Here is a 15,576-nt window from a genome sequence, read left to right on the forward strand (position 1 = left end):
CGACTCAAACCTGCCGAGTGATTTAGCGGTTATGCACCCGAGCCGTTTAGGGCGCTATTGCGTATCGCTGTCGACGTGATGCAGCGCACCGGTCTCGCCACTCTCAAGCACCGCGTAGGCGCTGCTGCAAAATAGCGAATTAAGCCGCTTCATATCGGCGATCAGCTCCATATGCAGGCTGCTGGTTTCGATGCTTTGCACCACCTGATCATATAAACGGCCAACATGGGCGTGAGCTAAACGGCGCTCTTGCGCGCGGAAGCGGCGTTTTTCGCGTAGCAGTTGCCGCGCACTTTCCTTGTCACCGGACAGAAACACCGACAGGCCCAAGCGCAAATTAGCCAGCAACTGCGCATGCAGGCTGCCAAGCTCTGCCAAACCGCTTTCAGAGAAAGAGTGGCGCTGCGCAGTTTTTTGATCCTGCACCTTGCACAGCATGCGTTCGATGATGTCGCCGGCCTGTTCCAGATTCACTGCCAGCTCAATGATTTCCGCCCAGCGCCGGCTGTCTTGGTCGCTGAGCACTTCTCGCGGCACCTGCGCCAAATAGAGTTTGACCGCGCTGTAGAGTGCATCTACATCATCATCCAAGCGCGCCAGCTCCTTGCTCAGCGCGGTTTGGTCACTCTGAAACACCTCAAGCAGATGGTTGAGCATGGTCTCGATAATGTCGCCGATGCGCAGGGTTTCGCGCACGGCGTTGGCTAAGGCCAAGCTCGGTGTAGCCAGTGCGGTGGGGTCGAGGTGACGCGGGCGGGCAACGCCACTCTCGTCCGGCCGATCCGGCAGCAGCCAATTGCAAAAGCGCGCCATCAGCCCAACCGTGGGCAGCATCAACACGCAGCGCAGGCTGTTGTAGGCCACATGAAAACCGATCACCACTTCTTCGGGCCGCCACTTTAGGCCGTCTAGCCAGTTCGCCAGCGGATCAAGGAACGGCATCACCAGTAACAGACCGATCAGTTTATAGAGCAAGCTGCCCAAGGCCACGCGCCGTCCAGCAGGGCTCTGCAAGCTGCTGTTAAGGAAGGCCAGCACGCCACTGCCGATATTGGCGCCGATCACCAAGCCGATAGCCACCGGCAGGCTGATCAGCCCAGCCCCAGTGAGCATGGCAGTGAGCAATACAGTTGCCAAGCTGGAGTAGAAAATCAGCGCAAACACCGCGCCCACCAGCGCATCCAGCAGCAGGTCGCCGGTCAGTGAGGCGAACAACACTCGTATACCTTGCTGTTGGGTGATCGGGGTGGCCGCTGCGACGATCAACTCCAGTGCCAGCAACATCAGGCCCAGACCGATGGCGACGCGGCCAAGTTGGCCGGCACGGGTTTGCTTGCGCGCCAGAAAGAAAATCACCCCGAGAAAGATTAACAGTGGGCTGAGCCAGGTCAGGTCGAAGGTCAGCACGCGAGCCATCAAGGCCGTGCCAACATCCGCGCCGAGCATAATCGCCAGCGCTGGAGTCAGTGGCATCAAGCCTTGCGCAACAAACGAGGTGGCCAGCAACGCGGTGGCGTTACTGCTTTGCACCAGCGCGGTGACGCCAATGCCGGCAACAAAGGCCATAGGCCGCTTGCTGACGTTATGGCTGAGCACCTTGCGCAGGTGTGAGCCGTACACACGCAAAATACCGGTGCGCACGATATGGGTGCCCCAGATCAGCAGCGCGATGGCAGACAACAAGTTAAGTAGGGTAAGCATGCTGTCAGTCTCGTGTACGCGTGTTGGGCGCGCCGTAGTGAAGTGATAGGGGTTGGGCACAGCACCAGGGTTGAACTGCGCTGCTGGATTAATCCTAAAAACAGCCGTGCCGTCGTTTTAATAACGTGCCGGCATTAAATGGGCTTGATCACGCGACGTTGTCACTCTACGACAGAGCCTGTCGCACGGCACTGCCAGACTGAGTACCCTACCACTTCGCACCGGACGCCACGCAGATCACCATGCTCAATCTCTACCACGCTGCAGACCTTGAAACCCTTGGCACACTGGCCACCCGCCTGCTGGCCACGCCAATGCGGGAGCCCTTTGCCCCCGCGCTGGTGGTCGTGCCCAGCCAAGGCATGGGCCGCTGGCTGACGCTTGAGCTGGCACGCACCCAAGGCATTGCCATGCAGTTGGAGGTGCAGCTGCCGGCTAAGTTCGTGTGGGACTTATCGCGTATGGCGCTGGGCCAGTTGCCTGAGCAATCGGCCTTTAGCCCCAGCAGCCTGAGCTGGCGATTGTATGACTGGTTGTGCGAGCCCGAGCAACTGGTGCAAGCGCCGCGTTTGGCGCACTACTTGGACGGCGGCGACGAGCGTCGACGCTTGTCACTGGCAGTAAAAATTGCCGACGTGTTCGACCAATACCTGCTGTACCGCGACGATTGGTTGGCGGCCTGGGAGCGCAACGAGCTGCTCGACCTTGGCCCCGATGAGGCTTGGCAGGCGCTGCTCTGGCGCGAGCTGACCAAGGACGGCCACCCGCACCGTGCGCGCTTGCTGGAAGACTTGTTGACCCGACTTTACGACGCTGCGCCTATAAGCGGCCTGCCCGAGCGGGTGCTGGTGTTCGGCATCAGCTCGCTGCCGCCGCACCATATGCGCGTACTGGAAGGCTTAGCGCGGCACACCGAGGTGGTGATTTTCGCCCTCAACCCATGCCGTGAAGCCTGGGGAGAAATTCGCGATATCCGTGAGTTGGCCAGGCAACCGCACAGCGCAGCGGCTAATCAAGAGCTGAGTCCGGATGATTGGTATTTGGATGTCGGCCACCCGCTGTTAGCCAGCTTGGGCAAGCAGGGACGCGATTTTTTCGACAGCCTGTTTAGCCTCGCTTCCAGCGAAGGCAGCCAGGAAATTGGGTTGTACTCCGAGGATGACGACCTGCACGACGCCAGCCTGCTGCAAGCGCTGCAGAACGACATTTTGCGCCTGCATACCCGCACGGCCGATGAGCGCTTGCCGCTGCGCGAGGACGATCGCTCGTTGGAGCTGCACATCGCCCATTCACCGCTGCGCGAAGTGGAAATCCTGCATGACCAACTGCTCGCCCGCTTTGCGGCTGAGCCGGAACTGACCCCCGATCAAGTGGTGGTGCTGACCCCGGATATCGAGCGCTATGCGCCATATATCGAAGCCGTGTTCGCCCCGCGTGAAGGCGTGCCGCGTGTGCCGTTTAGCCTGGCTGATCGCAGCATGCGCGCCGAGATCCCACTGATCGAAGCGTTTCTTAGCCTGCTGGCGCTGCCGGACAGCCGCTTTACCGCTGAAGAAGTGCTGGCCTTGCTCGAGCAGCCGGCGGTCGCCCGCCGCGCCGGTATTGAGACCGAAGACCTAAGCCTGCTGCGCGACTGGTTGCGCGAAGCGGGAGTGCGCTGGGGCCGCGATGACGCGCACCGCGAACAACTGGGCTTGCCGGCCGATGCCGCGTTCACCTGGCGCCAAGGGCTGGATCGCCTGCTGCTGGGCTTCGCCGCGCCGCCGCAGCTTGCCGGGTTGGCGGCGCCCTTGCTCGGCAGCAGCTGGCCGCTGGATGCGCTGGAAGGTGGCCGGGCGCAACTACTCGGGCGTTTGGCCTGCTTTGTCGAGCGTCTGGCGGCTTTAGCGCAGAGTCTGCAGCGACCACGGCCCTTAGTTGAGTGGGCTGAGTCACTGCAGGTGTTGATTGATCAATTGTTCGATGAACGCGAGGCTGGCGACACCCTATTGCTGCTGTCCAAAGCCTGCGCGGCCCTCAAAGAACAGGGCGATGCCTCGGGCGTTGAGCGGCCGATTGAGCTGGCGTTGATTCGTCAGCAACTGACTGCGGCGTTGGAGCAAGGCAGTGCGGCGTCGGGCTTTCTCACCGGGGCGGTGACCTTCTGTACCATGGTACCGATGCGTAGCCTGCCGTTCCGATTGGTCTGCCTGCTTGGCCTGGATGACGGTGCGCTGCCACGCCGTACCCCCGCCGCCGGCTTCGATTTGATTGGGCAAAAGCCCAGGCGCGGTGACCGTGCGCGGCGGCTCGATGACCGTTATCTGCTGCTGGAAATTCTCCTTTCGGCCCGTGGCGGCCTGTACCTCAGTTATGTCGGCCGCGACCCACGCAGCAACGCCGTGCTACCGCCCTCGGTGCTGGTCAGCGAACTGCTGGATGTGGTCGATCTCACCGCCGTCGTTACCAGCGGCCCGGCCAGCACGCGTATCACCCATCAGCACCCGCTGCAGCCCTTCGCCCCCGGCAACTTTGCCGGCGACCGCCATGCCGGTTTTGCCGCGCCCTGGTTTCACGCAGCGCAGCGGCTGAGCCAGGCGGTGGCAAGCGCAGCGCCGTTTGCCAGTGTGTTGGCGGCCCCCGATAAAGAGGGGGTGGGCGGCGCTGCGCTGAGCATCGAGCCGAGCCAACTGATCCATTGCTTCAAGCACCCGGCACGTTACCTGTTGGAGCAGCGCCTTGGCCTGCGCTTGGCGCAGACAGAAGAAGCCCTGGCCGGCGATGAGCCGTTCAGCGTCGAGTGGAACAGCCAGCATGGCTTGCGCCAGTTGGCGTTGCAGGCCGTCGAGCGCGGCTGGAATGAACGCCAGGAGCGCGCCGTAGCCGCGGCATCCGGCTGGCTGCCGGTGGGCGAGCTGGGCCAGGCGCACTGGGGGCAGATTCGCGGGCCGATCCGCGCCTTTGCGCCAACCCTGTTCGACGAGCGCCCGGCGGATGCTGCGCAACCGCTGCTGGTGGATATCGAGCTGGCCGGCGTGCGCATTTACGGCTGGCTGGATGGGGTGACCAGTGAGGGGCTGTTTGACTACCGCCTGCGCGACCTCGGCGCGTGGGAGCTGGCGCCGTTCTGGCTGCGTCACCTGCTGCTCAACTGCGCGGCGACGCCGGGTATTAGCCGTGAGAGCCGCCTGCTCTCGCCAAAAAGTGAATGGCGCTTGGGCGCGTTGGCCGATGCGCAAGCGTTGTTGCTGCCTTGGTTAGATGCCTACAAAAGTGCCCTGTGCGAACCGCTGCCGCTGTTGGCCAAGTGCAGCTATGGCTTCGCCAGTAAATGGCGCAAACCTGGGCGCAAAGAGCCGATTGACGCCGCCCGCAGCGAGGCGCGGCTGATGTGGCAAGGCAACGACTACATGACGGGCGAAGGCCAAGACCCTTGGAATGCGCTGGCCTTCCGCGACCGCGAACCGCTGGATGAACGCTTTGAAGCGCTCGCCGAACAGCTTTACGGCCCGGCGCTGGACGCCCTGCAAGGCAGTGACGAGGACGAGGAATGAGTGGCGCTGTGTTAAATCTATTGCACGACAACTTCGGCGGCCGCTCGCTGATCGAAGCCAGCGCCGGCACTGGCAAGACCTGGACCCTGACGGCGCTTTACGCCCGCCTGCTGCTGGAAAAGCGGCTCGGCGTCAGCCAGATTCTGGTGGTGACCTTTACCACCGCCGCCACCGCCGAGCTGCGCGAACGCATCCGCAAGCGCCTGGCCGAACTGCTGGCGGTTTACGACAACGGCCCTGGCGACGACGCGCTGCTTAACGCGCTGCATGCGCAGTACCCGGACGCCACCAGTCATCGGCGTTTGTTGCTGGCCGTGCACGGGTTTGATGAGGCGGCAATTTTCACCATCCACGGCTTCTGCCAGCGCGCCTTGCAGGATGCGGCGTTCGAGGCCGGTGGCGACTTCGACAACGAACTGACCCACGACGACCGCGAGATTATCGACGCGCTGCTCGCTGATCTCTGGCGGCATGAACTGGCAGCGGCCGAGCCAGAATGGGCGGCGTTTCTGGTGCAGCAGAAAATCACCCCGCAAAGCCTGCGTCAGCGCCTGCGCAATCACCTCGGCAAACCCTACCTGCGCATCGAGCCGCAGCCGGGTGCGCACAGCGACATGGCCGCCCTGCGCGCGGCCTGGCAACAGGCGCAGCGTCTTTGGCAGGGCGAAAGTGCGGGTTGGCTGGAGCAGCTAAAAGCTTTCGATGGCTTCAAAAGTAATATGTGCAACCCGGCCAAGCTGGGTGTTTGGCAGACCGAGCTGGACGGTTATTTCAGCGATGCCGCCGCGCTGTTCAGCAAAACCGAAGCACACCGCCGCCTGGCCCGCGAAGGGCTGAATAAGGCCAGCAAAAAGGGCTGCGACGCGCCGGCCAATCCGCTGGCTGCTGCGTTGCAAGAGCTGTGTGATGCCCTGGATGCGGCGCAGCCAGAAGCCGAACAGCGCCTGATCGACCTGCAAGTCCGCCTGATCGGCCAGCTCAACGAACAACTGCCCGCGCGCAAGGCGGCGCAGCGTCTGTTGGCCTTCGATGACCTGCTCAACAAATTGCAGCAGGCGTTACAGGGCGAGGGCGGCGAGCACTTGGCGACCACCTTGCGCACGCAATACCCGGTGGCGCTGATCGATGAGTTTCAGGACACCGACCCGGTGCAGTACCGGGTGTTTCATCGCATCTATCAGGACGCCGGCGATCTGTGTTTTGTTGGCGACCCGAAGCAGGCCATTTATGCGTTTCGCGGCGCGGATCTGGCGACCTATATGCAAGCGCGCAGCGAGGCGGCGCGCCAATACAGCCTGACCACCAACCACCGCTCGACGCCGCAGTTGATTGCCGCACTCAATCAACTGTTCGACCGGCCCATGCCGTTCGCCGAGCCGGGCCTGGATTATCAGCAGGTCGGCGCCAGCGACAAGGCCCGCGCGCAACTGGTGTTGCCGCCGGTTGAGGGCGAACAGGACGCACCACTGGCGCTGGTCTGGCTGGATGACGATTACCTCGGCAAGGGCGAAACTGGCGCGTTAGTCGCCCGTGATACGGCGCGGCGCATCGCCTCCGTGCTGGCGGCCAGCAGCCGGGGCGAGGCGTACTTTGAGGAAGAAAGTGCGCAGGAGTCCGTGCAAAGCGTCGCGAGCCCTGTGAGAGCAAGGAAGGATCGGAGCGACGAGCGAGACAGTACAGAGTGTACGGCGAGTTCGGCGCGAGAACCTGATGCTGCTATCGCTGGGCGCAGCAGCTTTAAGCGGATTCCGCTGAAGGGCGGCGATATTGCCGTATTGGTCGCCAGCCACCGGCAGGCCAGTGAAGTAGCCGCAGAGCTGGCCGCCCGTGGCGTGCCCAGTGTGCGGCGCGGCAAAGAGAACGTTTGGCACAGTGAAGAGGCGACTGAGCTGTCTGCCGTGCTGGCCGCCTACGTCGAACCGGGCCGTGAAGGTGCGTTACGTTATGCCTTGGCCAGCCGCTTGCTGGGCCGCAGCGCCGCCGATCTAGCGGCCTGCAGCGAAGATGCGCACGCCTGGGACGCAGAACGCGAAGCGGCCGAGCGCTATCACCAACTCTGGCAGCAGCACGGCTTTATGCGCGCCTTCCGCGCCTGGCTGGATGAGCAGAAAGTCGCCCAGCGGCTGTTGGCGCTGGTCGATGGTGAGCGTCGCTTGACCAACCTGCTGCACCTGGCCGAATTGCTGCAAACCGAGAGCCTGCAACGCCCGGGTCTGGAGCAATTACTGACTTGGTTCAATGCCCAGCGCAGCGCCGAAGCCCATGGTGAGGACGCTTTATTGCGCCTGGAGAGCGATGCCGAGCGGGTGCAGATCGTCACCATCCACACCTCCAAGGGGCTGGAATACCCGTTGGTGTTCTGCCCTTACCTGTGGGACGGCGCGCTGCTGCGCCAGCATGAGGACATCAGCTGCCACGCCGACGACGGCACGCCGCTGCTCGACCTAGGCAGCGAACAGCTCGACGTGCACCGCGAGCGTGCCCGCCACGAGCGCTTCGCCGAGAAATTACGCCTGACCTATGTAGCCCTGACCCGCGCCCGTGACCGGCTGTGGCTGCATTGGGGTCCGGTGGACTGCAAACCGAGAAAGGACGGCACCCTCGGCGACAGCGGCCTGCACAGCAGCGCCCTAGCCTGGCTGCTGCACGGTCGGCAATTGCCGGGTGAAGATGCCTTGGCCGAGCTGGCCGAGCACCTGCAAACGCTTAGCCCACAAGGGCTGCGTGCGGAAGTTGAGCAATTGGTTGGTAGCAGTCACGGCCATATGAGCATTCAGCTGCTGCGTGAAGACGAAGCCAGCGCTGCCGGCGAACAGCGCGCGCCGGCTCCGCAGCAGTTATCCACGCTGCAACGCAGCCTCCACAGCGCCTGGCGCGTCGGCAGCTTCTCCGGTTTGGCCGCCGGCATGCACATGGAAGCGCCGGACCGCGACGGCTTGGTGATGCCCGATGCCAGCGAGCCGGGTGCGGGCTTTTTCGCCTTCCCCCGTGGCGCGCGAGCAGGCACTTGCCTACACGCCATTCTGGAAGAGTGGGCGCGGGGCAAGGGCGCGCTGGCTGAGCTGATTGAGCCGGGCTTGAGTGGCCATGGCATCAGCAACGACTGGAACGCGGTGGCGCTGGAGCAGCTGCAACAGGTGGTCGACTGCGATCTCGATGGCCAAGGCCTGACCTTGAGTGGGCTAAACCCTGTGCGCCGTCTGCCCGAGTTGGGCTTTACCTTTCCGGTCGCCGGGCTGGACATGCATCGGCTGCGGGCGATTCTCAGTGATCCGGCCCACGGCCTGCCTGTGCCGATGCGTGACGCGGCGGCGCGTTTGGAGTTCGACAGCCTCAAGGGCTTTCTCAAAGGCTTTATCGACCTGACCTTCGAGCACGACGGGCGCTGGTATATCGCCGACTACAAGTCCAACTGGCTTGGCCCGGACGCCAGCTATTACGGCGGCGATCGTCTGCTGCAAGCCCTGGCGGCCGAGCACTACTACTTGCAGTACCTGATCTACTTGGTGGCGCTTCGGCGCTTCCTCCGTCAGCGCCTGGATGACTTTCACAACGATCAACTGGGTGGTGCCTTCTACCTGTTTCTGCGCGGCATGCCGAGCGCTGGGGTGTACTTCTCGCGCCCGGCCGATGGCTTGCTCGATGCGTTGGATACCTTGTTCGCGGAGGGTAAATGATGTTGCCGAGAAGCCCGGATGCAATCCGGGAAAGGTTTTCGCGCCATTTAACGCATGCCCCGGATTGCATCCGGGCTACTGATTCGACACAGATAGATTGGGTAGGGTGGATGACGCTGTTTTCATCCACCATTGCTATTGGTGGATGGGTGAAGCGTCATCCACCCTACGGGAGGGCACTATGAATCTTGCTGACTTGCCCCTTGGCCCGTTGGAGCGCGCGCTGGTCTATAGCCTGCAGCGTCTCGACCCGCAGGCTTCGCCGGTGGTGTTGGCCTCGGCGGCGTTGCTGTGCATGGCCTTGGACAAAGGCGATGTATGCCTGCCCTTGGCGCGACTGGCTGGGCAGCGACCTTGGCCTGAGCATGCTTTTAATTTACCGAAGCTGGCGGACTGGCAGGTGCAGTTGCATGCCTCGTCGCTGGTTGGCGCGGATGGCGATTTCACCCCGATGATTCTTGAGCATGGCCGGCTGTATCTGGCGCGCTATCAGGCCTATGAACGGCACCTGGCAACACAACTGCTGCAACGCGCCGCTGATCTGCCTGAGGTCGACGAAGCCCAATTAAGTGAAAGCCTCTGCCGCTTATTTGCTTTCAATCAGCAACAACCCGACTGGCAGCGTTTGGCTGCTACGCAAGCGGTGCGGCGCAAGCTGACCGTGATCTCCGGCGGCCCTGGCACCGGCAAAACCACCACCGTGGTGCGCCTGCTTGCTGCCCTTCTTGAGCAGCCCGGTTGTGAACACTTGGCCATTGGCCTGGCCGCGCCTACCGGCAAGGCTGCTGCGCGCATGGCCGAAGCCATCCGTAATGCCAAGGCCGAGTTGCCGGTCAGTGAGGCGATCAAAGCGGCGCTGCCGGATGAAGCGCGCACGCTGCACCGTTTGCTCGGCAGCCGTGGCGACAGCCCGCAGGTGCGCCATCACGCGGCCAACCCGCTGGCGCTGGATGTGCTGGTGGTGGACGAAGCCTCGATGGTCGATCTGGCGTTGATGGCCAAACTTATGGATGCGCTGCCATCGACCGCACGGCTGATTTTGCTGGGTGATAAAGACCAGCTGTGCGCTGTGGAAGCCGGCGCGGTATTCGCAGAACTCTGCGAAGGCCGTGGCTTTGATGCCCAGGCTGCCGCCGACTTGCAGCGCATTACCGGTCAGCCGGTTCCGGTATCTGAGCCCACCTCGCAACTGGGCGACGCCGTGGTGTTGCTGACCCATAGCCACCGCTTTGCCGGTGACAGCGGTATCGGCGAGCTGGCGCGACGGATCAACGGCGGCGATGTCAGCGGCACCCTCAACGTACTCAAGGAGGGCCGCAGCGATCTGGTTTGGAATACCGAGCCAACCCCCGCCGCGTTACTGGAACGCCTCGATCAAGGCTACGTGGCCTACCTCAGCGCCGCTAAACGCGGCGATCCCGCGGGGGCCTTTGCTGCGTTCAATGCTTTTCGCGTTCTGTGCGCCCAGCGCGAAGGCGCCTGGGGCGTGACCGGCATCAACGAAGCGCTGGAGGCGCGGCTCAAGCGTCGCAGCCAGGTGCCTAGCCGCGAGCGCTGGTATGTCGGCCGGCCGGTGATGGTGCGGCAGAACGACTACGCCCTGGGTCTATTCAACGGCGATATCGGCATCTGCCTGCACACCGAATACGGCCTGCGCGTGTTCTTCGAGGGCGAAGACGGCTTTCGGCCCTTCGCCCCGGCGCGCCTGCCCAGCCACGACAGCGCATTCGCCATGACCGTGCACAAAAGCCAGGGCTCGGAATTTGCCGAGGTGCTGCTGGTGCTGCCTGAACTACCCAGCCCGCTGCTCAGCCGCAGCTTGTTCTACACTGGTATCACGCGCGCCAAGCAGCGCGTTGAAATTTGGGGGTTGCCTTCACGTTTGGCAGAAGCCGTCGCCACCCGAGCCGAACGCGCCGCAGGATTGGCACAACGGCTGGCCATCGCCTCAACACCAGAGCCTGCCAGAGATGCTGTTGCCATACAGTTGGGCCTTTTTGCAGCAGCCGGCTCGTAACGTTGTACCCATCAAGTGACTGCAATGCAGAACCTAACGCTGGCCATCACGTCAGCCCTGCAATCGAGAACTGATGATTACCCGATATATTGCCTGCCTTCTAATTACCTTCACCTGTTGCCCCAGTGCTCTGGGTGAGTCACTGCGGTTGGTGACCGGCGATGAGTACGCACCGTTTACGGGCAAAACATTACCCGCCGGTGGAGTATTGACGCAAATCGTCCAAGCCGCTTGGCAACAGCGCGGTGTAGCCAGCCAGCTAGAGTGGCGGCCATGGAGCCGCGGTTACAACAACACGTTACGCGGTGATTACGACGCCACGTTCCCTTATATGCACACAGAAGCGCGGGCCGAGGTGTTTCTATACTCACAGCCGGTGTTTACCGCTGAGCAATATATTTTTAGCCGCGCCGGGGAGGTGATTGAGATCGATGACAGGGCTAGCCTGCAGGGGCTCCGCCTGTGCTATCCGTTGGGTTGGCAGCCGCCACCGATCATTCAGCAGTTGGTGGACGCCGGCACTATTAGCCGACATGCCCCGCTGGGTCTTAAAGAGTGTGCGAGGCTATTGTTGCTTGGGCGAGATGATTTTTTTATTGCTGATTACCGTTTGGGTGAAACCGCTCTACAGCTTATCGACGCGTCTGCGCAGCAGTTTCAACGCTCGGCCAGCGCTATCAGCCGCAGCCCGCTGCACCTGATTGTGCCGCGCCGTCATCCTCATGCCGCTGTTTTGATTGAGCAATTCAATGAAGGGTTGGCAGCCCTTCACGCCAGCGGTGATTACCAGCGTCTGCTGGAGCACTACCTAGAACAGCGCGACGCGAGTGCGACCCTGCCTTAGGCCGCTCGACGCGTCATGCATGGGTGGCGTTACTCGCTCGGTTTCTTCAGCTTTGGATTAGGAAAAAACTGCACCGTCTGCACCTTGGGGTTAGCCACCTTGGGTTTTAGCGCGCCGAGCGTGACACGCGTGGGCAGCTCTTTTGGCACTGAATTGCCGCGTTCATCCAGGGTGTCGGCGTAGCCACAGGCCACGCACTCACGGTTAGGTACGCCGTCAACATTCCACATCTGGATTTTGTCCATTTCACTGCACGCCGGGCAGACCGCACCGGCGATAAAGCGTTTTGCGGTGGTGTTCACAGGGACGTCGCTCATGCTGCCTCCTGACTCAGGCCGAGGTGGCGCAGCAGGGCGTCGATTGACGGCTCGCGGCCACGGAAATCAACAAACAGCACCATCGGCGCTTGCGAGCCGCCGCGTGCCAAAATCGCCTCGCGGAAGGCTTGACCGGTGGCGCTGTTGAACACGCCGTCTTCCTCAAATTTAGAAAAAGCATCGGCGCTCAGCACTTCGGCCCATTTGTAGCTGTAGTAACCGGCCGCATAACCACCGGCGAAGATATGCGCAAAGCTGTTGGGGAAGCGGTTGTAGGCCGGTGGACGCAGCACCGAGACTTCCTGGCGTATGCCTTCGAGTACGTCCAGCACGCTGCGGCCGTCGCCGTGGGTGGCGTGCAGCTCGAAGTCGAACAGGCTGAACTCGATCTGCCGCACCATCATCAGGCCGGATTGGAAGTTTTTTGCGGCCAGCATCTTGTCCAGCAAGTTCTGCGGCAGTGCTGCGCCCGTTTCATAGTGCCCAGAAATCAGCGCCAGGCCTTCCGGCTCCCAGCACCAGTTCTCCATAAACTGGCTCGGCAGCTCCACGGCATCCCAGGCCACGCCATTGATGCCCGAGGCACCGGCATGCTCAACGCGGGTCAGCAGGTGATGCAGGCCGTGGCCGAACTCATGGAACAGGGTGGTGACTTCATCGTGGGTCAACAGCGCGGGTTTGCCGCCGACTGCTGGGGTGAAGTTGCACACCAGGTTGGCCACCGGGCTGATCAGCGTGCCCTCGGCCGTGCGGCGTTTGTCACGCGCGCCGTCCATCCACGCGCCGCCGCGCTTGTTGGCGCGGGCGTAAAGGTCGAAGAAGAAACGGCCGACGTGTTGGCCGTTCTCTTCAATTTCAAACAGGCGCACATCCGGGTGCCAGGCGTCGAAGCCGGAGAGTTCTTTGATCTGGATGCCGTAGAGCTTTTCGACGATGGCGAACAAGCCGCTCAGCACTTTGTCGATGGGGAAGTAGGCGCGCAGGATTTCCTGGGAAATGCTGTAGCGCTGCTCGCGCAGCTTCTCGCTGTAGTAGCCGACGTCCCAGCTTTGCAAATCCTTGCAGCCTTGTTCGGCAGCAAAAGCCTGCAGCTCGCTCAGGTCTTGCGCGGCAAAGGGTTTGCCGCGTACCCCAAGGTCACGCAGGAAGCTCAGTACCTGCTCAGTGCTCTCGGCCATTTTGCTGGCCAAGCTCAGTTCGGCGTAGTTGCCAAAGCTCAGCAGTTTGGCCAGTTCCTGACGCAGGGTGAGGATTTCGTTGATCACCGGGCCGTTGTCGTTTTGCCCGGCATTCGGGCCTTGATCGGAGGCGCGGGTGCAGTAGGCGGCATACACCTCTTCGCGCAAGGCGCGGTCGTTGGCGTAGGTCATTACCGCAAAATAGCTGGGGAACTCCAGGCTGATGAGCCAGCCGTCCAGCTCTTTGGCCTCGGCAGCCTGCTTCATTTGTGCCTTGGCCGAATCGGTCAGGCCATCCAGCGCCGCTTCGTCGGTGACGTGCTTGGTCCAGGCCTGGGTGGCATCGAGCAGCTGGTTGGAGAAGGTACTGGCAAGCTCGGAGAGCTTCATCTGGATCTCGCCATAGCGTTTTTGCTGCTCGGCCGGCAGGTCGATACCGGACAGGCGGAAGTCGCGCAGGGCGTGTTCGAGGATGGTTTTTTGCGCCACGTCAAAACCGGCAGCAGCGGGGCTGTTGGCAAGGTGTTGATAGGCTTGGAACAGCGGCTGGTTCTGGCCAATTTCAGTCCAGTACTCAGACAGTTTAGGCAGGCAAGCCTCGTAGGCCGTGCGCAATTCTGGGCTGTTGCATACGGCATTCAGGTGGCTGACCGGCCCCCATGCTTGGCCCAAGCGCGCACCCATTTCATCCAAGGCGAGCACCAGGCTGTCCCAACTGGGTGTGCCAGACTGCTGCTCAAGCAGGCGCGCTATGGCGGCGCGGTTGTCGGCCAGAATGCTGTCCACCGCCGGCTCTACATGTTCGGCGCGGATGACGGAGTAAGGCGGTAGATCAAAGGCTTGCAGCAGGGGATTGTTGGCAGTCACGACAGGTCACCTGTAACGGAATGGGTTTGCAGCGGTGGCCCCGGCGGGCAAAAAAGGCTCCCAGGGCGGGCTTGAATGGGCACAAGCTGTCGATTAAACAGCGGGCATGCTCTGAACATGGGTGCCATCTTAATTACAATCAAGGGTGCACGCAGCTAAAGAGGTTCTATCGTGGCGATTCGTACTTACCAGCAATTTACCCCGCAGCTCGGTGAGCGGGTATTTGTCGATGCATCAGCGGTGGTCTTGGGTGATGTCGACATTGGCGCGGACAGCTCAGTCTGGCCGCTTGTGGTGATCCGTGGCGACATGCACCGTATCCGCATTGGCCAGCGCAGCAGCGTGCAAGACGGCAGCGTGCTGCACATCACCCATGCCGGGCCGTTCAATCCCGACGGTTTCCCCCTGATCATCGGCGATGAGGTGACCATCGGCCACAACGTGACCCTGCACGGCTGCACCTTGGGCAATCGCATTTTGGTTGGCATGGGCAGCATCGTCATGGACGGTGCGGTGGTGCAGGACGAGGTGGTGATCGGTGCTGGCAGCTTAGTGCCGCCAGGCAAAGTGCTGGAGAGTGGCTATTTGTATGTCGGCAGCCCGGTGAAGCAGGCTCGGCAGTTGAGCGACAAAGAGCGCCGCTACTTTCGCTACAGCGCTGACAATTATGTGCACCTGAAGGATCAACACTTGGTAGAAGGCTACGGCAGCTGATGACTCAACCGGTATTGCACTACGCACATATCCTCTTCGACCTCGACGGCACCCTGACTGACCCGCGCGAAGGCATCACCCGCTCGGTGCAGCATGCGCTGGCTAAAATGGGTATCGATGAGCCTGATTTACAAGCGCTGGAGCACTTTATCGGGCCGCCGTTGTTGCAGTGTTTTATGCACAGCTACGGCTTTGACGAGGCCACGGCCTGGCAAGCGGTGAACCATTATCGCGAGCGCTTTCGTGAAGTGGGCTTGTATGAGAATCAGCTTTTCGAGGGTGTTGGCGAGCTGTTGCAGCTGCTGCACGATCAGCAACGCACTCTTTACATCGCCACCAGCAAACCGACCGTGTTTGCTGAGCGAATTGCCCAGCACTTCGGTTTTGCCCGGCACTTTAAGGTGATTTACGGCAGTGAGCTGGACGGCACGCGCACTGACAAAGTTGAGCTGATCGCTCATTTACTGGAGCAAGAGCAGTTGCCGCGCGACGCTACGTTGATGATCGGCGACCGTAAACATGACCTGATCGGCGCACAGCGCAATGGCCTGCATGCGGCGGCGGTGGGGTATGGCTTTGGTAGTTTTACCGAGTTGCAGGCCGAAGCGCCGACCTATCACTTCCACAGCTTGGCCGAGCTGCATCGGGCGTTTACAGGCTAAATGATCGATGGGCGCTGAGCGTCCCCAGCATCTCTACAAAACCCTTGTAGCGCGGATAAGCCTTGG

General features: G+C 61.9%; 9 protein-coding genes. 6 read left to right on the forward strand and 3 right to left on the reverse strand.

Features of this window, described 5'->3' with window-relative positions; all coding sequences use genetic code 11:
• Window positions 1–54: 54 nt before the first annotated feature.
• Complete coding sequence (locus WF513_RS00420; RefSeq protein WP_339080772.1) at window positions 55–1,701, reverse strand: Na/Pi cotransporter family protein; 1,647 nt, start codon at window positions 1,699–1,701, stop codon at window positions 55–57.
• 242 nt (window positions 1,702–1,943) lie between these two features.
• Here WF513_RS00420 and recC point away from each other — a divergent pair, with 242 nt between their 5' ends.
• From recC to WF513_RS00440, 4 genes are all read left to right on the forward strand, one after another.
• On the forward strand, window positions 1,944–5,234 hold the full coding sequence (gene recC, locus WF513_RS00425; protein WP_339080773.1) for an exodeoxyribonuclease V subunit gamma: 3,291 nt from the start codon (window positions 1,944–1,946) through the stop codon (window positions 5,232–5,234).
• On the forward strand, window positions 5,231–8,911 hold the full coding sequence (locus WF513_RS00430) for a UvrD-helicase domain-containing protein (RefSeq protein WP_339080774.1): 3,681 nt from the start codon (window positions 5,231–5,233) through the stop codon (window positions 8,909–8,911). Before recC ends, WF513_RS00430 begins: the two co-directional genes overlap by 4 nt.
• A 181-nt stretch (window positions 8,912–9,092) precedes the next feature.
• The gene (recD, locus tag WF513_RS00435) at window positions 9,093–10,928 is read left to right on the forward strand and encodes an exodeoxyribonuclease V subunit alpha (RefSeq protein ID WP_339080775.1); all 1,836 of its coding nucleotides are present in this window, start codon (window positions 9,093–9,095) and stop codon (window positions 10,926–10,928) included.
• Window positions 10,929–11,001: 73 nt separating this feature from the next.
• Window positions 11,002–11,772, forward strand: a complete 771-nt coding sequence (locus WF513_RS00440) for an ABC transporter substrate-binding protein (protein WP_339080776.1) — start codon at window positions 11,002–11,004, stop codon at window positions 11,770–11,772.
• A 29-nt stretch (window positions 11,773–11,801) separates the two neighbouring features.
• Here WF513_RS00440 and WF513_RS00445 read toward each other — a convergent pair whose 3' ends face one another.
• On the reverse strand, window positions 11,802–12,089 hold the full coding sequence (locus WF513_RS00445) for a YheV family putative zinc ribbon protein (protein WP_339080777.1): 288 nt from the start codon (window positions 12,087–12,089) through the stop codon (window positions 11,802–11,804).
• A complete protein-coding gene (prlC, locus tag WF513_RS00450; protein ID WP_339080778.1) occupies window positions 12,086–14,134 on the reverse strand; it encodes an oligopeptidase A in 2,049 nt (682 codons plus the stop codon). Before prlC ends, WF513_RS00445 begins: the two co-directional genes overlap by 4 nt.
• A 171-nt stretch (window positions 14,135–14,305) precedes the next feature.
• Here prlC and WF513_RS00455 point away from each other — a divergent pair, with 171 nt between their 5' ends.
• The gene (locus tag WF513_RS00455; RefSeq protein ID WP_339080779.1) at window positions 14,306–14,848 is read left to right on the forward strand and encodes a gamma carbonic anhydrase family protein; all 543 of its coding nucleotides are present in this window, start codon (window positions 14,306–14,308) and stop codon (window positions 14,846–14,848) included.
• A gap of 14 nt (window positions 14,849–14,862) precedes the next feature.
• Window positions 14,863–15,510: an HAD family hydrolase gene (locus tag WF513_RS00460; protein WP_339083663.1), complete on the forward strand. Its 648-nt coding sequence runs from the start codon at window positions 14,863–14,865 to the stop codon at window positions 15,508–15,510.
• The last annotated feature ends 66 nt before the right edge of the window (window positions 15,511–15,576 follow it).

This window comes from Pseudomonas sp. TMP9, assembly GCF_037943105.1.
In the GTDB taxonomy this organism is placed as follows: Bacteria; Pseudomonadota; Gammaproteobacteria; order Pseudomonadales; family Pseudomonadaceae; genus Aquipseudomonas.